Below are 22,640 nucleotides of genomic sequence, written 5' to 3' on the forward strand. Positions count from 1 at the left end.
ATTTTTATTGGATGAAATTAGAAAGCGAAAGACTTATTATTAGAGATTTTACCTTAAAAGATGCTTCTTTTTATTTTGAATTATTTAACGACCCAGATTGGAAAAAATTTATTTCTGATAAAAACTTAAAATCTGTTGATGAAACTGAAGCTTACTTACGAAAAATGCAGATTGAAAACTCTAAACTTGGTGGTTTAGGTTTCTTTACAGTCATTTTAAAAGAAACCAATAAAGCTATTGGAACCTCAACAGCCTTACAAAGAGAAAAATTAAAATTTATAGATATTGGTTATGGTTTTTTGCCAAGATATAGAGGAAAAGGATTTGCTACAGAAGCCACAAAACTAATTATAGCATATGTTCGTAAGAAGTTTCAGCAAGAAAAAGTATTGGCTTTTACAATGCCTGAAAATGTGAATTCTCAGAAATTATTAAAAAAATTAGATTTTCAGTTTAAAGGCTATCAAGTTATTTTTGATGACGAAGAAGATGCTGTTTTTGAGTATGTTTTTTAATTTTATTTGAAGCTATTTCCTGCTTTCCATTATATCTTTTTTCTTATGTTCTCGATACAAATTTGTTCATGCTTCACAAATTCACTCGAACTGACAGAAAAAAGGATGCCATTTCAATCAGGGCTAAACTTGTTTGCTAACTTTTTGACTTTAATAACAAACTATTTGTCATTTCGAACGAAACGAAGTGAAGTTGAGAAATCTCATAAATGAGATTTCTCCATAAAGTCGAAATGACACTCAAACTTATAAACCTTTCACTTTGCAACTTTGATACTTTGATACTTTGATACTTTGAAACTCAAAAACTACTCTATTTCTAAAGAAGTAAATTTAAAAGAAGCTCATCGGTTTGTCATTCCCGAGAAATCGGGAATCCATAACAAATACATCAAAAAAGTTAAAAACTAATCCATTAAAAGATCATCGTACCAATCATTCGCTAAATCTTGCCAACCTGGATTTTCTTTCTCAAACAATTCAATTTTCCAACTTCTATTCCATTTTTTCAACTTTTTCTCTCTATCAATTGCTTCTTCAATATTTTGAAATGTTTCAAAATAGACTAATCGGTTTACCCCATATTTAAAAGTGAAACCTTTTTTAATTCCCATTTTATGCTCATAAACTCTTCTTTGTAAATCATTTGTTACACCAATATACAAAGTACCTCTTATTTTACTAGCTAAAAGATAAACGTAATATTGATGAATGGATTTCATATTTAATTTTGAAGTATGGATTCCCGATTTCTCGGGAATGACAAAATTTTTACTTTATTTCTAAAGGAGTAAATTTAAAACAAATTACTTTTAACTTGTCATTCCCTTGAAAAAGGGAATCCAGACTGTTTCTTTTTAAAAAACTAAAATATTATTCTTAACAGACTTCAATATTAGATTTCCTATTTCTCGGGAATCCATAACAAATGTATCAATAACAATAAAAACTAATCCATTAAAAGATCATCGTACCAATCTTTAGCCAAATCTTGCCAACTTGGATTTTCTTTCTCAAACAATTCAATTTTCCAACTTCTATTCCATTTTTTTAACTTTTTCTCTCTATCAATTGCTTCTTCAATATTTTGAAATGTTTCAAAATAAACTAATCGGTTTACCCCATATTTAAAAGTGAAACCTTTTTTAATTCCCATTTTATGCTCATAAACTCTTCTTTGTAAATCATTTGTTACACCAATATACAAAGTACCTCTTATTTTACTAGCTAAAAGATAAACGTAATATTGATGAGTGGTTTTCATATTTAATTTTGAAGTATGGATTCCCGATTTCTCGGGAATGACAAAATTTTTACTTTATTTCTAAAGGAGTAAATTTAAAACAAATTACTTTTAATTTGTCATTCCCTTGAAAAAGGGAATCTAGACTGTTTCTTTTTAAAAAACTAAAATATTATTCTTAACAGACTTCAATTTTAGATTTTCTATTTCTCGGGAATGACAAAAGTTCTACTTTATTCAATTTCTAAAGAAGTAAATTGAAAAGAAGTTCCATCAAATAAACCTTTGTCAGACAATTTTAAAGACGGAATTACCAATAACGCCATAAAAGACAAACTCATATAAGGTGCTCGTAATTTGCTCCCCATTTCTTTGGCCATTTTATCTAATTCTGCATAGGCTTTCCCTATTTCTTCTGCTGATTTATCAGACATAATTCCTGCAACTGGTAAAGAAACTATTTTTTCTTCTGTTGCATTTACAGCACAAACTCCACCTCTATTTTCTATAATTAAATTTACAGCTTTACAAATAGCTTCATCAGAAACTCCAACTGCAATAATGTTATGAGAATCATGACCAACAGAACTTGCAATGGCACCTTCTTTAATTCCGAAGTTTTTAATAAAAGCTATTGCTGGCTCATCATTTTTATAACGATTTACAACTGTCATTTTTAAAACATCAGTTTCTGTATTTGAAACTAAATTCCCATCAACAATTAAAGAATTTGCTTCAATTTGATTAGTAACTAACTCACCATCTAAAGCTTCAATAACTCTAATTTTTTCAACGTTAGAATCAAATCTAAAATCTACTACTTTCTTTTTATCAGTGTCAAAATTATTCAACACTTCAAAATCTACAGATTTCACAAAACTTTCTCCGTTTTTAGCAACTAACTCTCCATTAATATAGGTTTCTAAAACATTGAATTTCTCTAAACTATCAACTAAAACAAAATCTGCAAAATCTCCTTTTTGTAATAAACCAACATCTAAACCATAATGTTTTACGGGATTTACACAAGCTGCTTGTAAAACTTTAAACACATCAATTCCTTTAGCAACTGCTCTTCCACAAACTTGATTTATATGCCCCAACAACAAATCATCTGGATGTTTATCATCTGAACAAAACATCATATTTTCGAAATATTCTGGTAATAAATTGATTAAAGCTTCAAAGTTTTTAGCTGCAGAACCTTCTCTAATAATTACTTTCATTCCTTTTTGCAATTTTTCTAAAGCTTCATCATAAGAAAAACACTCATGATCTGTAGAAATTCCTGCAGAAATATATTTGGTAACATCATCTCCTCTTAATCCTGGAGCATGACCATCAATAGGTTTATTGTTATTTTTTGCATGTTGAATTTTGGCTAAAACCTCAGCATCATCAAACAAAACACCTGGATAATTCATCATTTCTGCTAGATATTTAATGTCAGGATTTTCCATCATCAACTTAATATCATCAGCATCTATAATTGCGCCAGCGCTTTCAAAAGAAGTTGCAGGCACACAACTTGGAGCGCCAAAATTGAATTTTAACGGAACTTTCTTTCCGTTTTCAATCATAAATTCTACTCCTTTTACACCTAAAACATTGGCAATTTCATGCGGATCAGAAACTGTTGCAACTGTACCATGTTTTAGAGCAATTTTTGCAAATTCTGACGGAACCAACATAGAACTTTCTATGTGAATATGTGCATCTATAAAACCTGGTAAAATGTAATTTTCTTGATTGTGATTTTCTTCTTTTATCGAAGAAATTTTTCCGTTTATAACTTCAATTTCTCCTTTAAAAATTCTTTTATTTTGTATATCAACTATATTTCCTTGTACAATCATTTTTCTACGGTTTTATTAAAATATTCTCGATACAATTTTTCTTCCTTTGTCAGAAAAATCACTCGAACTGACATGCTGAATTCTTTTTTCAGAAATCCATATCAGGTCAAGAAATTTTGCATTTTTACAAAATTTTATTGAAGTATTTCTAAAACAAATTTACAAAGAAAAACAAGCGAATTAAAGTTTATTTAGGATAGATTACTTGATGTAAAGGAATATCAAATTGGTTAATATCTTCAATAACATCAATTGGTTGAAAGAAGTTTAATCCAATTGTTTTTACATCTTTTCTACATTCCGCTAAAAATCGATCGTAAAAACCTTTTCCATAACCAACTCTGTACTTTTTTTCATCAGAAATTAATAACGGAACAAATACTAAATCTATTTTTTTTGCGTCAATCTCTATTCCGTTTGAAGGTTCTGGAATTCCGAAAGAACTTACTTTCAGCTTAGTTTTTCTATCAAACAAAAAATGAGTTAATGTATTTGTAGAAAAATCGCTTACACTAACAACAATCGCTTTATTTTTTAATAATAAAAAATCGATAATTGGATTTGTATTTAGTTCTAACAATCTTTCTATGGTTAGAAAAATATGAACTATTTTTATTGAAGAAAAGTCGAATTCAAAAACTTGCTGATAGATATTTTCTTGTAATTTTTCAACTTCAATAGTTGATAAATCTCGTCGTTTTTGTTTGTATATTTTTCGAAGTTCTTGCTTTTTCATTTTACAGTTCTTCTAATTCTTTTTGTAGTTTTTTGGTCAATCCTTTTACTACTAAATCGTAAGAATGATTAATGAGTTCTCTTGCTAAATCATCTGAAACATCACTAGAATTTAATGTAACTGTGTTCCAAAGTCGTTTGTTCATATGCCAACCAGGATTTACACCTTCATATTCTCCACGTAATTCTTCAGACCATTCTGGATCGCATTTTAAATTCATCTTCTGCTCACCTTTTTCCCAATTGTTTAAACCTGTAAGTAAAAACATTTTATTCATCACTTTAAAAACAAGTGTTACATCATCAAAAGGAAAATGCTCTGTTACACCTTTTTTTGCAATACAAAAATCTCTAAGTTGTTCTATGTGCATTTTTAGTTTTTAGTAAAGTTGATTAAAAAATTATCTTACAAATTATAGAAAATAACAAAAAATCCATCTTGCAGATTACAATTAATAAAAATGCTTCATATTATAAAAAAAAGTATCTTTATCTATCAAATTTACAATTATTTTTTATGATGGAAAATGAGTTTTTAGATAATACAAACATAATTAGTTATTCTGCAAATAATTATGAAAAGACTGATTTCTCTGATGTTTCTCAGATAACTTTATCACAAGGCACTGATACTATTGAATGGTTAAACACCTATGGTATAAATTTTTATGATGACTTTAAAAAAATAATTTATCAGAATAAATTAGATGATTTTTTAATAAAACTTTTAAGTGAAGAAGAACATTCTAATAAAGTAATTTTATTAGATGATTTATTATTTATAACAACTCGTGTATTATTAACTGAAAATAACAAGTTAGATTCTGAACAGATGATCTTTATTGCTTCTAAAGATTTTTTATGGTCTATACAAGAAAGATCTGGTGATTATTTTGGGTGGATTCGTGAGCGATTAGAAGGAAATAAAGGAATTGTAAGAAAGAAAAAAGCAGATTATTTGTTATTTTTATTATTAGAATCTATTATTGATAATTACCAAGATACCTATCAAGAAAATGCAGAATTAAGTGCTCACAAGCTAAATTCTACACACATAAAACCTACTCCAGAATTCACATCACTTGTAGAAAAAAGAAAGCAGGAACTATTCAATTTTAAAAAAGCAACATTAAGCTTAAGAGATACCATTATTAAGTTAGAGAAAATGGAAGTTGAAGGTTTTGATGTAAAGTATTTTAGCGAATTAAAAGAACAAACGAGTAACTTAGTTTCTAATATTGATTTTGAATTACAAGAGCTAGAAAGTAAGATAAATTTGATTTTTAGCATACAAGGTCACAGACTAAATGAAGTGATGAAAACCTTAACTATTTTGTCTGTAGTTTTTATTCCCTTGACTTTTTTAGCTGGAATTTACGGAATGAATTTCGAAAATATTCCTGAATTAAAATTTGAGTATGGTTATTTTATTCTGTTAGGAGTTATGATAATTATTACTATTATTTCTGTTTGGTATTTTAAACGAAAAAAATGGTTTTAATCATTCAAAAAACTCATTAAAACCTGTAAACTCTCTTCTGGATTTTCTTCCATAGGAACATGACCAGAATTTTCTAAAATAACTAATTTAGAATTGGGTAAAACAGCGTTCATTCGTTTTCCGTTATCTAAAGGAATCCAGTTGTCTTTTGCTCCCCAAATTAATAATGTTGGTGTTTTTACGCTTTTTAGTTTCTCTAAATTTGCTTTTGCTCCTAGTTTAAAGTCCATTTTTGCTCTATCTATAAACGCTTTTCTATTACCAACTCTTAAAGCCATTTTATGAAAGCGTGTAACTAATTTATCCGAAATTTTTGTATCATCTGCATATACTTCTTTCACATTTTTTTTGATTATAAATTTTGGAGTTACATATAAAAAAAGTGAGTTTAAAATAGGCGTTTTTGCCATCTTAAAAATTGCGGGTTGTGGTCTGTTCGTTGGCAATCCACTTGCATCAACTAAAATTAATTTTTTTATTTCTTCAGGATATTCAGCAGTATAATTCCAAGCAATATTTCCTCCTAAAGAATTTCCAATTAAATAAAATTTATCAAGCTTCATTTTTAATAAAAACTGACGCATAAAACGAGTGTAACTCTCTATAGAATAATCTGCATCTTTATTGGGGCCGGTAATTCCAAAAGCAGGTAAATCCATTCTAATTACTCTAAAGTCTTTTGTGAGTTCTTTTGTCCAGTCATTCCAAGTGTGTAAAGAAGATGCTGTTCCATGAATTAAAACAACAGGAAAGCCTTTTCCTTCATCTCTGTAATGCACCTGCATTCCATCTATTTCTATAAATTTAGAATGTTCATTGGCATATTCTTTTTTTAATTCTTCGACAGAAATATCTGCATAAGAATTACTGTAAATCATAACCAAAAGAATGATTATTATTCCGTAGAAAAATCTTTTTATCGTAAAGATTTTCTTCATAAAACTACTTTAAAATCTTATATAAAACTGGTTTACTTGGCGTTGCATCATTTTCAAACGGAGCGATCATTAAGTTTAATAAATACTCACCATCTTCTACTTCATTTGGCACGTATATAAACTCTGTAATTGTTGCATCCATTCTTACATCACCATCTGTATTCCAAAATGCATTATGAGATAAAAGTCTCCCTCCATCTTTTTCTTTATCTACAGAAGGTAAATCTATCAACAAATGTTTAATACCTTTTTCTCTTAAATAAATAGCTGCTTTTTCAGAAAGATAGGTTGGGTTTGTATTTGAATAATCCAAACTCTTTTTTTCTGCTAAATTGGGTAATGTACGAATTACAACTGCATCTCGTTTTTTATTTCCTAAGGCTGTTTTTAATTGTTTTACACCAATTAAAAAATCTCCATTATGAAACAAAGGAGCAATGGTAACTACTTCTGCTAAAAAAATAAAATACTTTAAATTCTTGTTTACAGAATGAACATCTTTGGTTATATGACCAACACATTCTGTATGTGTTATATGCGAATGCGGATTAAAAGTAATATTGTTAAAATTAACAACAGCTCCATTTGCAACACTTATTTCATATCCTTCTTGAGTTTCTGCAGAAATTTTTGGTCCTTCTGTATACCACGCATTTACATTTTTTTTAGAAATATCTATTGGGATAGAAATATCTATTGGATGTGATATATCTACTGTTATTTTTCTTGAATTATATTCTACTACTGCTTTCATTTACGCTAAACTATATTTCTGTTTAATTAATATGATAAAACTAATTTATCATGAATAAATCTGATGAAATTCCATCTGATAAAAACTTCCCTTTTGAGGTGGTTTTTAATATTCCGTTTTCAAGATACAACAAATCTTGCTGAATATATTTCTGAGATTGATTTTCTAAATAATTTTTATATTTTTCACCAAAATCACGCTCAATTTTATCGAAAGAAACTCCCCAAATTGTTCTTAAACCTGTCATAATATATTCATTATAACCATCTTTTTTTGTTAAAGTTTCTCTTTCTATTGGAAGCGAATTTTCTTGAATTGATTTTATATATTTTGTATTATTACTGATGTTCCAACTACGTTGTTTTCCGTTAAAAGAATGTGCAGACGGTCCAATTCCTAAATAGGATTTACCTAACCAATAAGACGAATTGTTTTTACTAAAAAATCCTTCTTTACCAAAGTTAGAAAGTTCGTAATGTACAAAATTTACTTCCGTTAATTCTTTAACTAAAATATGAAATTGCTCTTCTGCTTTTTCATCATCAACATTTTTAATTTTTCCTTTTTTAATGAGCGTATCTAAAGCTGTTTTTTCTTCTACTGTTAAAGCATAACTAGAAATATGAGGCACACCAAAACTCAATGCAGTTTGTATATTCTCTTTCCATTCTTCATTGGTACAATCTGGAATTCCATAAATTAAATCTACAGTGATATTCTTAAAATATTGCGTAGCAATTTGTAAACATTTTTTTGCTTCTTCAGAATTGTGAGCACGATTCATCAATTTTAAATCTTTCTCAAAAAACGATTGTACACCAATACTCAATCTGTTTATGGGCGATTTTGAAAGTTCTATAATTTTTTCTTCTGATAAATCATCAGGATTTGCCTCTAAAGTAATTTCTGGATCATTAATTACACTATGATTTTTATAAACAGTATCTATTAATAACTGAATTTCATCAACTGATAAAACACTTGGAGTTCCACCACCAAAATAAATGGTTTCAATAATTTCATTTTGCAACTCATCTTTTCTAATTTCTATCTCTTTTACAAGTGATGAAATCATAGCTGACTTCTTTTTTAAGGAAGTTGAAAAATGAAAATCGCAATAAAAACATGCTTGTTTACAAAACGGGATGTGAATGTAGATTCCTGCCATGATATAGTATTCAGTTTACAGTTTCAGTTGGCAGTTATTAAACTCCAAACTTGCTTGGGTTATGAATCATATAATTTATTAATTTTCCAACTTCTAAATTTTTCTTCGGATAAAGTATCAAATAAATTTTTATCTATATAATTACATTTTAAGGCAAACATTAACCATGTTAACGTTTCAGAGTTTTCAGCATCAGAATCACTTAATTTACTTGCAAAATGTTTTGGATATTGTCTTTTTCTATACGCTTCAGAAATATTTGCAGATACACTTCTAGAAGATCTTCTTATTTGATCTGTTAGAGAATATTTTTCTTCTTTTGGAAAAGATTTTGAGATTTCAAATATCTTCATTGACAAAGAAAATGATTTTTTAAATGCTAATAAATCTGTAAAACTCATAATTATTTATATTTACTGGATACTGCTACTGCTACTGCTACTGAAAACTAAATTTCATTTCTTAAAAAAACTACTTTTTAACTCTCTTTTCATTTTGCTTCACAAAACTTGCCCAACCCGTATAATTTTTTCCTCCAACTACTTTTCCTGAATTGTAAAAATGACAAACTGCTGCAGCTAAACCATCTGTAGCATCTAAGTTTTTAGGTAAAGTTTTTAAATTTAAAAGCGATTTCAACATCATAGCTACTTGCTCTTTACTTGCATTTCCATTTCCAGTAATTGCCATTTTTATCTTTTTGGGCAAATATTCCGTAATCGGAATTTCGCGAGATAAACCTGCAGCCATAGCAACACCTTGTGCTCTACCCAACTTTAACATAGATTGTACATTCTTACCAAAAAAAGGTGCTTCAATAGCAATCTCATCAGGATTATAGGTGTCAATCAACTCAATTGTACGCTCAAAAATGAGTTTCAATTTTAGGTAATGATCATCATATTTCTTCAACATTAATTCATTCATTTGAATGAATTCCATTTTTTTACCGACAACTTTTATGATTCCAAAACCCATAATTGTTGTTCCGGGGTCAATTCCTAAAATGATTTTTTCTATTGCCAAAATAGTCAGTTGTTTTTGTATTTATCATCAAACATACTGATGATTATTTATTACTTTGCAAACAATGTATAATTCGCTTAATTACAAAACTAAACAATTCTTTTGGTTGATAATAAAACTATCGATTGTAATTGGTTGTGGATATTTTATTTATACAAAACTGACAGAAAACGAACAATTAAACTTTACTGTTTTTTATCAAAATTTGATTAAAAACAAAGTCTTTTCTCCAAAAAACATTGCTTTTTTGCTAATTTTCAGTCTTTTTAACTGGTTTTTTGAAATTCTAAAATGGAAATCGCTTGTTAATTTTATTAAAAAAATTTCTTTTTCGAATGCCGCAATTCAAAGTTTAGCATCTTTAACAACTTCTTTAATTACACCTAATAGAATTGGAGAATATGGTGCAAAAGCCTTGTATTTTGAAAAAAAACATAGAAAACAAATTTTAGGAGTAAACTTAGTTGGTAATTTTTATCAAATGCTAATGACTCTAATTTTGGGGATTATTGGTTTTAGTTATTTTGTTTACCAACACCAAGTAGAAATTGATTTTCATCGAATTTTTAGGTTTTTATTGTTAGGTGTGGTTGTAATTTCTGCTTTCTTTTTTGGTGCAAAACATTTTAATTATAGAGGATATTCTGCAGAAAAAGCAAGAGGTTTTATCAAAAAGATACCATTGAATTTAAATATCAGAATTTGCTTTTTTTCTTTTTTAAGGTTTGTCCTTTTCTCTCATCAATTTTATTTTTTACTATTAATTTTTAACATTGACATTTCTTATATTGATGCAATTTCTGCAATTACTTCTATCTATTTAATTGCGTCTATTGTGCCAATGTTATCTTTGTTTGATGTTGTTTTAAAAGGAAGTGTTGCTATTTGGGTGTTTTCTTATTTTAATATGCAACCGCTAACAATTTTATCGATAACAACATTCATGTGGATTTTAAATTTTGTTTTACCTGCAATTATTGGCAGCTATTTTGTTTTGACTTTTAAACCTAATTTTACAAAATGATTTGGTTCCTAATTTTTACATTCATTTTATATGCAATTCTAATTATTGCTTTAACTATTGGGTTTTATAAAGTTGAAGAATTTAGAAGTAAAAGCAATAAAGAAGTAACTTCTTTTTCTGTGGTAATTCCTTTTCGGAATGAGGCAAAAAACTTACCTGCTTTATTAGAATCGATTTCTAAAATTAATTATTCTAAGGAACTCGTAGAATTTATTTTGGTTGATGATGATTCTTCTGATGATTCTGTTGAAATCATTGATAATTATGTTTCTAGTCAGTTAAAACCTCTTGACTGCGCTCGAGGAGACATTTTTGTTATAAAAAATAAAAGAATATCAAATTCCCCAAAGAAAGATGCCATTACAACTGCAATTTCTAAAGCTAAAAATAATTGGATTCTTACTACTGATGCAGATTGTATTGTTCCTGTAAATTGGTTAAACAGTTTAGATTCTTTTATTCAGCAAAGAAAACCTAAAATGGTAGTTGCACCTGTAAACTATAAAGTTGAAAACAATTTTTTAGAGCAATTTCAATTACTAGATTTTATGAGTATGCAAGGAACTACAATTGGTGGTTTTGGAATTCAGTTTCCTTTTTTATGTAATGGTGCAAACTTTGGGTATAAAAAAGACGAATTCTTAAAACTAAATGGTTTTGAAGGAAACAATAATATTGCTAGTGGAGATGATATTTTTCTGTTTGAAAAATTTATAAATGCTGATAAAAAAAGTGTGGGTTATTTAAAATCTAAAGAAGCCATTGTTACTACTTTTCCTATAAAAAACTGGACTGATTTAATAAATCAAAGAACAAGATGGGCAGCAAAAACAAGTAATTTTAGTTCTTTAAAAGTAAAATTGATTGGTGTAATTGTTTTACTCACAAACTTCTTTGTTGTGTATTATTTAGCAATTAAACCTGTTAGTTTTTTATTTATTCCTTTTGCGGTAAAAATGATGATAGATTTGTTTTTATTATTGCCAACAATCAAATTTTTTGGGCATAAATCTTCGTTTTTTAAATGGTATATTTTTGCGAGTCTTTTGTATCCATTTTTTAGTTTAGCTGTTATTTTAAAATCGATTTTTTTTAGATATCATTGGAAAGGAAGACGTTTTAAAAAATAACTTTTATTTTAGCAACTGAAATTAGTTGGCAAAATAGTTTAGCCCTGATTGAACGGTTTGTTTGAGCTCTTTTTTAGTTGTCAGTTCGAGTAAATTTGCTTTTTCAGCAAATTTGTATCGAGAACAAAACTAAAAAAAGCGAGTAGTGAAAGCAGGAAACAGCTTCTAAAAAAATATTTTATACATGAGTTTATTAAATTTACGCACATCTAACCCTGCATTTGCTAGTTATTTTTGGAATAAAAGCAAGAATAGTTCTGCAAAAATGTCTTTAAGCGGAATTATATTAAAATCGGTAATTATGTTGTGTTTGGTTGCAACTACAGCACTTTATACTTGGCAACTTTTTTTTAATGGAACCAATATAAAATGGTACACAACCATAGGAATGTTTGTTGCAATTGTAGTGAGTTTATTTATTTCTTTTAAACACAATCTTGCCAAATATTTATTGCCTGTTTATGCGTTGGCAAAAGGGTTCTTTTTAGGCGGAATTAGTGCGTATGCTCACAAAAGATTTCCAGGTTTACCAATACAAGCCATTGGAATTACCCTATTGACTTTTTTGGTGATGTTATTTTTATTTCAAACAAAAATTATAAAAGTTACCAAACAGTTTAAAGCTGTTATAATTACGGCTTCTGTAACTATTTTTACAATTTATATTATCTCTTGGGTTTTGTCTTTCTTTGGAATAAAAGTGCCTTTTATTTGGGGAACTTCTTGGATTGCCATTGGCTTTAATGTTGTTGCTGCAATTATTGCTTCTTTAAGTTTATTATTAGATTTCGACTATATAGACAGACAAGTTGGTAAAGCGCCAAAAGAGAAAGAATGGCTAGCAACCTGGGGTTTTTTAATCACCTTAATTTGGTTGTATGTAGAAGTTTTACGATTACTAAAAAAGTTAGCAATTCGTTTTTAGAATAATGCATTCATAATATCTTCTGCTTTATACCAAAGTAGGATTGCTGCAGCTAATAAAATGACTAAAAGAATGCCTTTTGTAGGTTTTGATTCTTTTTTTCTTCCAAATTTTCTTTTGAATTCCATATAAAAGTAAGTTTTTAGTGATTAGTTTTGAGTGGTTAGTTTTGTAGCTCTTAGCATTTCTCTTTTTCCTGGAGGTCCTGGTAAGCGTTCTACTGTAAAACCAACTTCTTGCATTGCTCTTCTAACACTTCCTTTTGCTGAATAGGTTACTAAAATTCCGTTTTCTTTTAGTGATTCAAACATTTTACGGAAAATTTCTACGGTCCATAATTGAGGTTGAACACGTGCGCCAAATGCATCAAAATATATTAAATCAAAAGCTTCTTTATCTTCAATATCTTCAAAGAATTGTTTTCTTTTTGTAAGCGCAAATTTATCAGAAATCTGATGCTTTTCTTCCCAAGAAACTTCATGTATTTTTTCAAAAGTAGCTTTCTCTTTTTCTGCATTTAGGATAGAAATAAAGTTCATTTTTTCTACTTCTTCTGGGGTAACAGGATACGCCTCTACACCAACATAATGAATTTCTTTTTTAGCTTCTAAGTAGGTTATAAAACAGTTTAAACCTGTACCAAAACCTATTTCTAATATAGAAACGGTATCAGAAGTAACCTGTCTCAATCCACTATTAATAAAAACGTGGTAAGACTCATTAATTGAACCGTTTTTAGAATGATATTGTTCATTTAAATCTGGTAAATTAATGGTTGTAGAACCATCTGAAGTAATCAAAATTTCTCTTTTCATATTTACTTAATCAATAACTTTTTAATTCTTGGAATTGGACCTACACAAGTGGTTTCATGACAAGAAATACAACTATTAACTGCATCGTTATGTTTTAAAACAAGCGAATCTTTAGGTGCATTAAAAACCTTTTGAAAACTGTATAAATAAAAATCTGAAAAGGCATTAAACTGGGAATTTCGATTTGAAGGATCTGTTAATTGAGCTGTATGAATATTTAAAAACTCATCAGGAAAATCTTTTGGTGTTTCTCCTTTTAAAACTAGCTTTTTGTTTTCTAGGTTTTTATCATACATTTTAAGCATTAAAGCAGCCATTTCTGACTGCTTCACTGTTTTACTTTCAATAATTACAACTTCTTTTGTTTCACTTTTTTTACAAGAGAAAATTGAAGTTAATAAAAAAACTATGCATATTTTTTTCATTATTGTTTCATTAAAACTCCATCTGCTTCAAAAGTGTATTCTACTTTAGGCGCTGTAATTTTTGCAATTTCCTCTTTCGATTTTCCTGCATCTTCCGCATAATGTTGTAATTCTTTTACAGAAGTTTCTTTTATAAATGCTTTACCATTTAAAACCACTTCTCTTCCTTTAGAATCTAAAGGCATAAAGAACCCATAATCTTTAAAGCGCACCATTGTCTCTTTGTCTTCACCTAGTGGAAGTTTCATCCAACACCCTTTTTTAGAGCAAACTTCTTTTATAGTAGAAGCAAATTTTATATGAAGTGTATCCCCAGCTTTCATCCCTTCAAACTTTGTTAATAATTCTTCTGAAGTAATTGCTTTATCCAAAGTTATTTTTTCTCCAAAAGAATCATAAACAACTTCTTGCTTAATTTGTTCTACTTCTTTCTCAGCTTTTTTGCCTTCTTTACAAGCAGTAAAAACCAATAGTGCAACTGCACAAAATCTAATAATTAATTTCATCGTATAAAATTTAACAATTTCTGAACAAATGTAATAATTTAAACAAGAAAACCAATTATTAAGTCTATTATTCGATTAATAATTTATGTACATTTGCTCTTCAATTCAATTAACAAACAATGAAATCTAATATAGAAATTCAACGTATCGAAAAATCGAAGATAGACTCTGTAGATTTTAATAATTTACCTTTTGGTAGCGTATATTCTGACCATATGTTAGAATGTGATTTTGTAAACGGAGAATGGCAAACACCTGTTATTAAACCATATGCACCAATATCTTTAGATCCAGCTGCAAAAATTTTCCATTATGGGCAATCTATTTTTGAAGGAATGAAAGCCTACAAAGATGCAGAAGGAAATACCATGTTATTTAGACCTTTAGACAACTGTAAACGTTTAAACAAATCTGCAGAACGTTTGGTAATTCCAGAAGTCCCTGAAGATATTTTTATGGATGGATTAAAGAAATTACTAGAAATTGACAATGATTGGATTCCTACAAACGAAGGAAGTTCTTTATATATAAGACCTTTTATGTTTGCTTCTGGGATAGGATTTCATGCTTCACCTGCAGATGCTTATAAATTCATCATTTGTACAGCTCCTTCTGGCGCTTATTTTGCTGGAAAAGTAAAAGTTTTAATTGAAGAAAAATACGCTCGTGCAGCAAATGGTGGTGTTGGTTTTGCAAAAGCTGGTGGTAATTATGCTGCTCAGTTTTACCCTACACAATTAGCTATAGAAAAAGGCTATAATCAAGTAATTTGGACAGATGATAATTCGCACGAATATATTGAAGAAGCTGGTGCGATGAACATTTTCATCAGAATTAATGATACGTTAATAACAAGTCCTACTAGTGATAGAATTTTAGATGGAATTACACGTAAAAGTGTTATTCAAATTGCTGAGGATATGAATATTGATGTAGAAGTAAGAAAAATTACAGTTTCAGAAGTTATTGCTGCCGCACAAAGTGGTAGTTTAAAAGAAATGTTTGGAGCAGGAACTGCTGCAGTTATTTCTCCAATTGCAGGTTTTGGTTATCAAGGTACAGATTATGATTTACCAGAATTAGAAACTCCTTTTGCTGAAACTTTAAAGAAAGCAATTACAGATATTCAAACTAATAAAGCAGAAGATCCTTATGGATGGAGAGTGATGCTTTAGAGATAAAAAAACGTTATAAAAAAAGCATCAAAGTTAACTCTTTGATGCTTTTTTTATATATTTACTTACACAACAAGAACAATTAATTTTTCATAGCGATGATTGCTATACTTACCAAAATTTTCTTTTTAATTGCAGTTTTAGATCCTATAGGTTCTGTACCCGTATATTTAGAAGCTACAAAAGAACTTACTAAAGTTGAAAAAAAGAAAGTAGCCGTTAGAGCTTCTGTAGTTGCTTTCTTGATTTTGTTATTCTTTATTGTAATTGGCCAACTTATTTTGGAAGGAATGTCTGTTACTTTAGATGCTTTTCAAATATCTGGAGGTGTTATTTTATTTCTATTTGCCATTACTATGATTTTTGGAGATGGAAAACCTACTAGAGAAAAAAACCAAATTACAGATTACAGACATGTTACTATTTTTCCAGTTGCAATACCTTCAATAGCGTCTCCTGGGGCTATAATGGCAGTAGTGCTGCTAACAGACAATCACTTATACACGATAAAAGAACAAACTATTACCACATTATTAGTACTGTTTGTAGTTGCTTTAACATCGCTTTTATTATTAATTGCTAATAGTGTTCAAGAAAAAATTGGAACCTATGGTATTACAGTTATTAGTAAAATAATGGGACTTATTTTAGCTTCTTATGCAGTACAGAGTATTTTAACAGGAATTAGTGGATACTTTTTTAAATAATGATACAAATTCGATCTTTTTTAACAATCTTTACCTTAATTATTTGTTGTATTTCCTGCACAAATAAACCAACAAAAAAAACGATTGCCCTCCATAAACAATACATTACTATTTTAGGAACAGCGCAAGATGGAGGCTATCCTCATATTGGGTGTCAAAAAAAATGTTGCGCAAATTTTTACAGCGGAAAAAACGACAAAAAAAGCGTGGTTTCTTTAGGTTTGGTTGATCTAGAAAATGAACAAAAATGGTTGTTTGATGCGACTCCAGACATGCATACGCAATTAGCAGAATTAGCGCAAAATCATCTTAAAACAGCAAACATTATTGAGGGTGTTTTTTTAACGCATGCTCATATTGGTCATTATACAGGATTAATGTATTTTGGAAGAGAAGCTTTTGGTAAAAAAAACACCACCGTTTATGCCATGCCAAAAATGAAAAACTTTTTAGAAACAAATGGACCTTGGAGTCAATTAGTTTCTTTAAAAAACATAGAGCTGCAAAACTTACAACACGATGCTACCATCGTTTTAAACAACAAACTAAAAGTAACTCCTTTTTTAGTTCCTCATAGAGATGAATTTTCTGAAACTGTTGGTTATAAAATTGAAGGAACTAAAAAATCTGCATTATTTATTCCAGATATTGATAAATGGCACAAATGGAATCGCAATATAATTGAAGAAGTTAAAAAAGTAGACTATGCTTTTGTAGATGCTACTTTTTTAAATCAAAAAGAGGTAAAAAGAGCAATGACAGAAGTTCCTCATCCTTTTATAGAAGAAACTGTAAGCCTTTTTAAAAATGAATCTTTAGCAACTAAAAACAAAGCAATTTTTATTCATTTTAATCATACAAACCCTACACTTCAAAAAAATAGTATAGAGAGACAATCGATTGAAAATCTTGGTTTTCGTTTTGCGAATGAAGGTAATAATTATAAATTATGAACTTTAAAAAAATCCCTCAACTATTTTTACTAATCGTATTAATTTCTTCTAATCTTATCAGCCAAACTAGAAAAACGATAGAACTTTCAGAAAACTGGACTTTTAAAAAAGGGGAAAGTAAAAATGCAGAAAAAGTAACTTTTAATGATAAAGACTGGCAAGAAGTAACAGTTCCTCATGATTGGGCAATTTATGGCCCCTTTGATAAAGAAATCGATAAACAAGTCGTTGCAATTACTCAAAACGGAGAAAAAGTAGCTACTGAAAAAACAGGTAGAACAGGCTCTTTACCTCACACAGGAACTGCTTGGTACAGAAATAAGTTCGATATTTCTAAATCTGACCTCAACAAAAAAATAATTTTATTGTTTGAAGGTGCCATGAGTGAACCTGAGGTATTTTTGAATGGAAAAAAAATTGGAGAATGGGCATATGGTTATAGTTACTTTTACTTTGATATTTCTAAAGATTTAATTGCCGGAAAAAACACGTTAGCGGTAAAACTAACCAATAAAGAATATGCTTCACGTTGGTATCCTGGAGCAGGTTTATACAGAAAAGTAAGTCTAATTATAAAAGAAAAAGAAAGTATTAATCAATGGGGAACTTTTATTACAACCCCTATTATAAGTAAAGATGAGGCTAAAGTTAATATAAAAACAAAAGTTTCTGGTGAATCTGGTGTATTATTAACTACCATTTTTGATGCTAATGAAAATGTGGTAAATGAACTCAAATCTAACATTCTTTTAAACAATGAATTCGACCAAAACATCAAAGTAAAAAACCCTGTTTTATGGAGTCCAGAAAACCCATATTTATATAAAACGGTCTCAAAACTTTATGTAAATAATGAATTAAAAGACGAAATCACCACAAACTTCGGAATAAGAGAAATAAAATATGAACCTAAAAAAGGGTTTAGTCTTAACGGTAAAATAACAAAATTTAAAGGAGTTTGTTTACATCATGATTTAGGTCCTTTAGGAACTGCAATAAATACGGCAGCTTTAAAAAGACAGCTAACAATTTTAAAAGACATGGGGGTAAACGCAATTAGAAGTTCGCACAATATGCCTTCTTTTGAGCAACTTCAACTTTGTGATGAAATGGGTTTTCTTTTTTTAGCAGAAAGTTTTGACGAATGGGCTAAACCAAAAGTAAAAAATGGTTACAATCGTTTTTTTGATGAATATGCAGAAAAAGATATTGTTAATTTAGTTAGAGCTACCAGAAATCATCCATCAATTGTAATGTGGAGTTCTGGAAATGAAGTACCAGATCAATGGGGAGAAGAAGGTGTAAAACGTGCAAAATGGTTGCAAGATATTTTTCATAGAGAAGATCCAACAAGACCTGTTACAGTTGGTATGGATCAAGTAAAGGCAGTTATGGCTTCTGGGTTTGGAGCAATTATGGATATTCCTGGTTTAAATTACAGAGTACACTTATATGATGAAGCTTTTAAAAGATTTCCTCAAGGATTTTTATTAGGTTCAGAAACAGCATCAACCGTTAGTTCTAGAGGAATTTACAAATTTCCTGTAGAAAAAGCATCTATGAAAAAATATGATGATTTTCAAAGCTCTTCGTACGATTTAGAATATTGTAGTTGGTCTAATTTACCTGAAGATGATTTTATTTTACAAGATGATAAACCTTGGGTTATTGGTGAGTTTGTTTGGACTGGTTTTGATTATTTGGGAGAACCTACTCCTTATGATGAAAGCTGGCCGTCTAGAAGTTCTTATTTCGGAATTAACGATTTGGCAGGTTTGCCAAAAGACAGGTATTATTTGTACAGAAGTAGATGGAATACCAAAGAAGAGACTTTACACATTTTACCTCATTGGAATTGGAAAGGAAGAGAAGGTGAAAAAACACCTGTTTTTGTGTATACTAATTACAATAGTGCAGAACTATTTGTTAATGGAAAAAGTATGGGAATCCAAAAGAAAGATAATTCTAGCCCACAAAACAGATATCGCTTAATGTGGATGAATGTAACGTATGAACCAGGAACTTTAAAAGTTGTTGCCTTTGATGAAAAAGGAAACCCAGTTTCTGAAAAAGAAATTCATACTGCTGGCAAACCAGCAAAAATAGTGTTGAGTCCAGATAGAAAAACAATAAAAGCAGATGGTAAAGATTTATCTTTTGTTACAGTTTCTGTAGTAGATAAAAACGGAATTGAATGTCCAACAGCAACCAATCAACTTAAATTTAAGGTAAAAGGGAACGCTAGCTATAGAGCTGCTTGTAATGGAGATGCCACTTCTTTAGAGCTGTTTCACCTACCAACAATGAAACTTTTTAGTGGTAAATTGGTGGTCATAGTCCAAGCCTCAAAAAAAGAAGGAAATATAGAATTGTCTGTTACCGGAAAAGGGTTAAAAACAGGAAAACTTAGTTTAAATTCTATAAAATAGATTTTTAATTTACATGTGATAAATAGGATTTATCACATGTATTTTTCTTTGCTACTTTACAAACCTATACGTTGCTTTTATTAAGAAAGTATCTTCTAAAGGTTGATCTATAATTTGATTTCGTAAACTTCTTGATAAAGATCTTTTAGGATCATCATAACCAACTCCTCCTCTAGCCCAAACAAAAAACAACTCAGAACCAGGTATGTATTCCCATCTTGCAACTAAGTTCGTTCTAAATTGTACGTATGAAAAATCTGGGTTTTCAAAAGCATAATCAGAAACTCCATTTTGATGATCATCAATTAAATAACCTCCGTCTGAATAATCAAAATCTAATGTTCCATCATTATTAGTATCTAGAGCAATGGGTTGGTCTGTATAAGAAATTTGGTTAGTATTGTACATACTTACTCTATCATTTACACTTGCTGCTGTTGCGTTGGTTACATAATTAAAATCAGAATATCTTCCTCTAGCAATATAAGGTTGCCCATAAAATTGAATAGACATATTTGGATTGATACTATAATTTAACCGTAAAGTTGTAGACCAATTTTGATTGTCAATATTTCCTAAAATATATCTTTCTTGATTTTCGAAATCTGGTGTAGTAACATATTGAGTTTTATCAGTTGTCTTTTCAAATTCTGTATCTAAAGACATACTAAAAGCATCAAAAGGTTGATAATTCATTCTAAAAACATATCGTGAAAAACTATTTGCATTTTCCGCTGCTTTACTAGTGACATAGCCTAAAGTAAAACTCATTTTTTTTGATCGATCAGAACCAAAGAATAAGAAGATAAAGTTTTCATCTGCAAAACGCCAACGTGGACCACCTCTTAAATAAGCATTTCCATAAATTAATGGTTTATGCCCCAAACCCAGTTCTGTCCACCAGTTATTTATCCAATTAACATTTCCCTGAATTTCATATTGCATCCTATTTTGGTTTCCTTGAAAATCAAAAGTAGAAAACTGCTCTAATCGAAGTCTAATATCTCGATATGTTTTTGTAGGAACTTGCCACAAATAACGAATATTAGAAAATTGAATCATTTCATCTGTCTGACGTAAAAAACCAACATCATTTAACTCTAACTCTGGAGACCTCCATACAAAACCAGCATTATAACGCCAATTTCCTCCACCTTGCTTCCCTATTTCTATTCTTCCTCCCGTTCCTGTAAGTGAGGTTCTTGTAGGATCTAATTCTACATGAGTTGCATCTACTCTTTGAAATAATCTAGCCATAGAAGTTTGTGTATTTTCAATCGCTTCTTCGCTTCCTAACACATGACTCATTATTCCATTTCCTTCCAAATAAAAATCTCTATTATGCCAAGTATGTCTAAAATCGATTCCTCCTGTATAAGCTGCTTTGTGCAATTCTGAAAACTCACCATCTAAATTTCTATTCGTTGCTGTAAAGATTCCGCCTAAATAAGAATTTCTTTCATTAAAATCTTTTTGCACTCTCGCAACAAAGTAATTTGTTAATGGCTCAACAATTTCTTCTCTTGTTTCGCCATTTACTTGTTTAATTTCTGCATATTCATTAGAAGTAACACTTTCTAAAATACCAATAGACCAACCACTCTTTGTTTTTCCAGAAAATTTTGCAGCTCCTAAAATTGTTGAATTTATAGGCTCTTTAGCATATTCTCCATCTTGTAAATCTGCACTTCTATGGGGGTTTCTACCAATCCTTCTACTATAAAATAAATTATCTCTACCGTTGGCAAATCTATAATCAAAAATATTTTTATTTTCTACAAAAAACGGACGTTGTTCTTTAAAAAAAACTTGAAAACCATCCAATGCAATGGCACCTGGATCAGCTTCAACTTGTCCAAAATCTGGATTAATTGTTAAATCTAAAGTTAAATCGTTAGTGATGCCGATTTTAGCATCTAAACCTCCATTTATTTTAAAATCTTTACCTGTTTTAAAAGGGTTTCCTGCTTCTGCAGGATATTTATCAAATTGCAACACCGTAAAAGGCTGAATTTCTAATTGTTTTTGAGGAACTAAATCAATCAATCCATGTAATTCTCCAGCTTCACTCACAAAACCAGATTGAGAATTCGGAATTCGTTGCCATAAAGAACGTTCTTGTTTCCTAAAAATAGTTCTATTAACATTAAATCCCCAAATTTGTTCTTTTGCTTTTCCAAATCTTAGTTGACTAAAAGGAATTTTCATTTCTGTAGTCCAACCTTTATCATTTACTTTTGCATCTGTATACCAAATCGGGTTCCAACTATCATCCCAATTATCTCCATTTTGGGTGGTTATTTCTTCACCTTTTACACCTGCAGCAGTGGTAGTAAAAACAAAAGCTGTTCTTTTATCATGATAACTGTCTATAATTACATTTACTCTATCGCCTGCAAAACCATCTCTTCTTGTTAATCTTTGCTGAATCAATTCTGGGTTATCATCTAAAGCAACAATAGCAATATATAAGTATTTTGCATCGTACATAACTTTAAACTTTGTTTGATGTGTTGGTGGTTTTCCTTCATCGGGTGTTTTTTGTGTAAAATCAGAAGACCATTCTACAACATCCCAAGCAGCATCAGAAACATCACCATCAATAACAGGTACTTTTTTTAATTTTTGGGTTGTATAAATTCTTTTTGGAATGAGTTCATCTGTTGATTCTTGGGCATAACTATTTAAAGAAATAGCCATACAAACCAACAAAATAGAGAAACGTAATTTCATAAAAATTGGGTCGATTAATTGAAGAAAACCCTATTTTATAGAAACAAGATTCCTACTACAAAAATAACCCTCTACTTTCTTA

At 29.6% G+C, this 22,640-nt stretch carries 23 protein-coding genes and 1 pseudogene; 9 read left to right on the forward strand and 15 right to left on the reverse strand.

Features of this window, described 5'->3' with window-relative positions; translation table 11 throughout:
• Positions 1-11 precede the first annotated feature (11 nt).
• Positions 12-515 (forward strand): GNAT family N-acetyltransferase, encoded by a 504-nt coding sequence (locus PHEL85_RS15750; protein ID WP_036827373.1) that lies wholly within the window; start codon positions 12-14, stop codon positions 513-515.
• Positions 516-922: 407 nt separating this feature from the next.
• Here PHEL85_RS15750 and PHEL85_RS15755 read toward each other — a convergent pair whose 3' ends face one another.
• The 5 genes from PHEL85_RS15755 to PHEL85_RS15775 all read right to left on the reverse strand — a co-directional run bounded on the left by PHEL85_RS15755 (position 923) and on the right by PHEL85_RS15775 (position 4,720).
• Positions 923-1,237, reverse strand: coding sequence for a GIY-YIG nuclease family protein (locus PHEL85_RS15755; RefSeq protein WP_036827375.1), 315 nt, complete (start codon positions 1,235-1,237; stop codon positions 923-925).
• A gap of 227 nt (positions 1,238-1,464) precedes the next feature.
• The gene (locus tag PHEL85_RS15760; protein ID WP_036827377.1) at positions 1,465-1,779 is read right to left on the reverse strand and encodes a GIY-YIG nuclease family protein; all 315 of its coding nucleotides are present in this window, start codon (positions 1,777-1,779) and stop codon (positions 1,465-1,467) included.
• Positions 1,780-1,991: 212 nt separating this feature from the next.
• Entirely contained in the window at positions 1,992-3,614 is a 1,623-nt protein-coding gene (ade, locus tag PHEL85_RS15765) for an adenine deaminase (RefSeq protein WP_036827379.1), read from the reverse strand.
• A gap of 187 nt (positions 3,615-3,801) precedes the next feature.
• Positions 3,802-4,350 carry a 5-formyltetrahydrofolate cyclo-ligase gene (locus tag PHEL85_RS15770; protein ID WP_036827380.1) on the reverse strand — a complete coding sequence of 183 codons (549 nt, stop codon included), beginning with the start codon at positions 4,348-4,350 and terminating at the stop codon, positions 3,802-3,804.
• A 1-nt stretch (position 4,351) separates the two neighbouring features.
• On the reverse strand, positions 4,352-4,720 hold the full coding sequence (locus PHEL85_RS15775; RefSeq protein WP_036827382.1) for an MmcQ/YjbR family DNA-binding protein: 369 nt from the start codon (positions 4,718-4,720) through the stop codon (positions 4,352-4,354).
• A gap of 68 nt (positions 4,721-4,788) precedes the next feature.
• Between PHEL85_RS15775 and PHEL85_RS15780 the strand changes: the two genes are divergently transcribed.
• Positions 4,789-5,850: a CorA family divalent cation transporter gene (locus PHEL85_RS15780; RefSeq protein ID WP_235318297.1), complete on the forward strand. Its 1,062-nt coding sequence runs from the start codon at positions 4,789-4,791 to the stop codon at positions 5,848-5,850.
• Here PHEL85_RS15780 and PHEL85_RS15785 read toward each other — a convergent pair.
• The 5 genes and pseudogenes from PHEL85_RS15785 to ruvC form a co-directional block, all read right to left on the reverse strand.
• On the reverse strand, positions 5,847-6,788 hold the full coding sequence (locus PHEL85_RS15785; protein WP_052108616.1) for an alpha/beta fold hydrolase: 942 nt from the start codon (positions 6,786-6,788) through the stop codon (positions 5,847-5,849). The genes PHEL85_RS15780 and PHEL85_RS15785 overlap by 4 nt on opposite strands.
• 4 nt (positions 6,789-6,792) lie before the next feature.
• A complete protein-coding gene (locus PHEL85_RS15790; protein ID WP_036827385.1) occupies positions 6,793-7,542 on the reverse strand; it encodes a cyclase family protein in 750 nt (249 codons plus the stop codon).
• Between the two features lie 40 nt (positions 7,543-7,582).
• A complete protein-coding gene (gene hemW, locus PHEL85_RS15795; protein ID WP_036827390.1) occupies positions 7,583-8,710 on the reverse strand; it encodes a radical SAM family heme chaperone HemW in 1,128 nt (375 codons plus the stop codon).
• 37 nt (positions 8,711-8,747) lie between these two features.
• Positions 8,748-9,111, reverse strand: a pseudogene (locus PHEL85_RS15800) (four helix bundle protein).
• 70 nt (positions 9,112-9,181) lie between these two features.
• Positions 9,182-9,736, reverse strand: a complete 555-nt coding sequence (ruvC, locus tag PHEL85_RS15805; protein WP_036827392.1) for a crossover junction endodeoxyribonuclease RuvC — start codon at positions 9,734-9,736, stop codon at positions 9,182-9,184.
• Between the two features lie 106 nt (positions 9,737-9,842).
• Between ruvC and PHEL85_RS15810 the strand changes: the two genes are divergently transcribed.
• The 3 genes from PHEL85_RS15810 to PHEL85_RS15820 all read left to right on the forward strand — a co-directional run bounded on the left by PHEL85_RS15810 (position 9,843) and on the right by PHEL85_RS15820 (position 12,815).
• The gene (locus PHEL85_RS15810) at positions 9,843-10,760 is read left to right on the forward strand and encodes a flippase-like domain-containing protein (RefSeq protein WP_235318298.1); all 918 of its coding nucleotides are present in this window, start codon (positions 9,843-9,845) and stop codon (positions 10,758-10,760) included.
• Complete coding sequence (locus PHEL85_RS15815) at positions 10,757-11,890, forward strand: glycosyltransferase (RefSeq protein WP_036827398.1); 1,134 nt, start codon at positions 10,757-10,759, stop codon at positions 11,888-11,890. Before PHEL85_RS15810 ends, PHEL85_RS15815 begins: the two co-directional genes overlap by 4 nt.
• Positions 11,891-12,074: 184 nt before the next feature.
• Positions 12,075-12,815: a Bax inhibitor-1/YccA family protein gene (locus PHEL85_RS15820; protein ID WP_036827401.1), complete on the forward strand. Its 741-nt coding sequence runs from the start codon at positions 12,075-12,077 to the stop codon at positions 12,813-12,815.
• Here PHEL85_RS15820 and PHEL85_RS18240 read toward each other — a convergent pair.
• The 4 genes from PHEL85_RS18240 to PHEL85_RS15835 are packed head-to-tail and all read right to left on the reverse strand — an operon-like array spanning position 12,812 to position 14,561.
• Positions 12,812-12,943, reverse strand: a complete 132-nt coding sequence (locus PHEL85_RS18240; protein ID WP_262501568.1) for a hypothetical protein — start codon at positions 12,941-12,943, stop codon at positions 12,812-12,814. The genes PHEL85_RS15820 and PHEL85_RS18240 overlap by 4 nt on opposite strands.
• A gap of 21 nt (positions 12,944-12,964) precedes the next feature.
• On the reverse strand, positions 12,965-13,630 hold the full coding sequence (gene mnmD, locus PHEL85_RS15825; RefSeq protein WP_036827404.1) for a tRNA (5-methylaminomethyl-2-thiouridine)(34)-methyltransferase MnmD: 666 nt from the start codon (positions 13,628-13,630) through the stop codon (positions 12,965-12,967).
• A 2-nt stretch (positions 13,631-13,632) separates the two neighbouring features.
• Positions 13,633-14,055, reverse strand: coding sequence for a hypothetical protein (locus PHEL85_RS15830; RefSeq protein WP_036827407.1), 423 nt, complete (start codon positions 14,053-14,055; stop codon positions 13,633-13,635).
• Positions 14,055-14,561: a DUF4920 domain-containing protein gene (locus tag PHEL85_RS15835; protein WP_036827410.1), complete on the reverse strand. Its 507-nt coding sequence runs from the start codon at positions 14,559-14,561 to the stop codon at positions 14,055-14,057. Before PHEL85_RS15835 ends, PHEL85_RS15830 begins: the two co-directional genes overlap by 1 nt.
• Before the next feature lie 119 nt (positions 14,562-14,680).
• On the opposite strand from PHEL85_RS15835, the gene PHEL85_RS15840 reads away from it, so the two are divergent.
• The 4 genes from PHEL85_RS15840 to PHEL85_RS15855 all read left to right on the forward strand — a co-directional run bounded on the left by PHEL85_RS15840 (position 14,681) and on the right by PHEL85_RS15855 (position 19,825).
• A complete protein-coding gene (locus PHEL85_RS15840; RefSeq protein ID WP_036827412.1) occupies positions 14,681-15,736 on the forward strand; it encodes a branched-chain amino acid aminotransferase in 1,056 nt (351 codons plus the stop codon).
• Between the two features lie 98 nt (positions 15,737-15,834).
• Entirely contained in the window at positions 15,835-16,443 is a 609-nt protein-coding gene (locus PHEL85_RS15845) for a MarC family protein (RefSeq protein ID WP_036827414.1), read from the forward strand.
• The gene (locus PHEL85_RS15850) at positions 16,443-17,396 is read left to right on the forward strand and encodes an MBL fold metallo-hydrolase (protein ID WP_036827416.1); all 954 of its coding nucleotides are present in this window, start codon (positions 16,443-16,445) and stop codon (positions 17,394-17,396) included. Before PHEL85_RS15845 ends, PHEL85_RS15850 begins: the two co-directional genes overlap by 1 nt.
• Positions 17,393-19,825 carry a DUF4982 domain-containing protein gene (locus PHEL85_RS15855; protein WP_036827419.1) on the forward strand — a complete coding sequence of 811 codons (2,433 nt, stop codon included), beginning with the start codon at positions 17,393-17,395 and terminating at the stop codon, positions 19,823-19,825. Before PHEL85_RS15850 ends, PHEL85_RS15855 begins: the two co-directional genes overlap by 4 nt.
• A 51-nt stretch (positions 19,826-19,876) precedes the next feature.
• Here the strand turns inward: PHEL85_RS15855 and PHEL85_RS15860 are convergent, their stop codons facing one another.
• Entirely contained in the window at positions 19,877-22,558 is a 2,682-nt protein-coding gene (locus PHEL85_RS15860) for a DUF5916 domain-containing protein (RefSeq protein WP_036827421.1), read from the reverse strand.
• Positions 22,559-22,640 lie beyond the last annotated feature (82 nt).

This window comes from Polaribacter sp. Hel1_85 (genome assembly GCF_000766795.1).
In the GTDB taxonomy this organism is placed as follows: domain Bacteria; phylum Bacteroidota; class Bacteroidia; order Flavobacteriales; family Flavobacteriaceae; genus Polaribacter.

Coding starts and splice junctions, on each gene's coding strand:
- PHEL85_RS15750 (WP_036827373.1), top strand. CDS start 12: ATGAAATTAGAAAGCGAAAGACTTATTATTAGAGATTTTACCTTAAAA.
- PHEL85_RS15755 (WP_036827375.1), bottom strand. CDS start 1,237: ATGAAATCCATTCATCAATATTACGTTTATCTTTTAGCTAGTAAAATA.
- PHEL85_RS15760 (WP_036827377.1), bottom strand. CDS start 1,779: ATGAAAACCACTCATCAATATTACGTTTATCTTTTAGCTAGTAAAATA.
- ade (WP_036827379.1), bottom strand. CDS start 3,614: ATGATTGTACAAGGAAATATAGTTGATATACAAAATAAAAGAATTTTT.
- PHEL85_RS15770 (WP_036827380.1), bottom strand. CDS start 4,350: ATGAAAAAGCAAGAACTTCGAAAAATATACAAACAAAAACGACGAGAT.
- PHEL85_RS15775 (WP_036827382.1), bottom strand. CDS start 4,720: ATGCACATAGAACAACTTAGAGATTTTTGTATTGCAAAAAAAGGTGTA.
- PHEL85_RS15785 (WP_052108616.1), bottom strand. CDS start 6,788: ATGAAGAAAATCTTTACGATAAAAAGATTTTTCTACGGAATAATAATC.
- PHEL85_RS15790 (WP_036827385.1), bottom strand. CDS start 7,542: ATGAAAGCAGTAGTAGAATATAATTCAAGAAAAATAACAGTAGATATA.
- hemW (WP_036827390.1), bottom strand. CDS start 8,710: ATGGCAGGAATCTACATTCACATCCCGTTTTGTAAACAAGCATGTTTT.
- PHEL85_RS15815 (WP_036827398.1), top strand. CDS start 10,757: ATGATTTGGTTCCTAATTTTTACATTCATTTTATATGCAATTCTAATT.
- PHEL85_RS15820 (WP_036827401.1), top strand. CDS start 12,075: ATGAGTTTATTAAATTTACGCACATCTAACCCTGCATTTGCTAGTTAT.
- PHEL85_RS18240 (WP_262501568.1), bottom strand. CDS start 12,943: ATGGAATTCAAAAGAAAATTTGGAAGAAAAAAAGAATCAAAACCTACA.
- mnmD (WP_036827404.1), bottom strand. CDS start 13,630: ATGAAAAGAGAAATTTTGATTACTTCAGATGGTTCTACAACCATTAAT.
- PHEL85_RS15830 (WP_036827407.1), bottom strand. CDS start 14,055: ATGAAAAAAATATGCATAGTTTTTTTATTAACTTCAATTTTCTCTTGT.
- PHEL85_RS15835 (WP_036827410.1), bottom strand. CDS start 14,561: ATGAAATTAATTATTAGATTTTGTGCAGTTGCACTATTGGTTTTTACT.
- PHEL85_RS15840 (WP_036827412.1), top strand. CDS start 14,681: ATGAAATCTAATATAGAAATTCAACGTATCGAAAAATCGAAGATAGAC.
- PHEL85_RS15845 (WP_036827414.1), top strand. CDS start 15,835: ATGATTGCTATACTTACCAAAATTTTCTTTTTAATTGCAGTTTTAGAT.
- PHEL85_RS15850 (WP_036827416.1), top strand. CDS start 16,443: ATGATACAAATTCGATCTTTTTTAACAATCTTTACCTTAATTATTTGT.
- PHEL85_RS15855 (WP_036827419.1), top strand. CDS start 17,393: ATGAACTTTAAAAAAATCCCTCAACTATTTTTACTAATCGTATTAATT.
- PHEL85_RS15860 (WP_036827421.1), bottom strand. CDS start 22,558: ATGAAATTACGTTTCTCTATTTTGTTGGTTTGTATGGCTATTTCTTTA.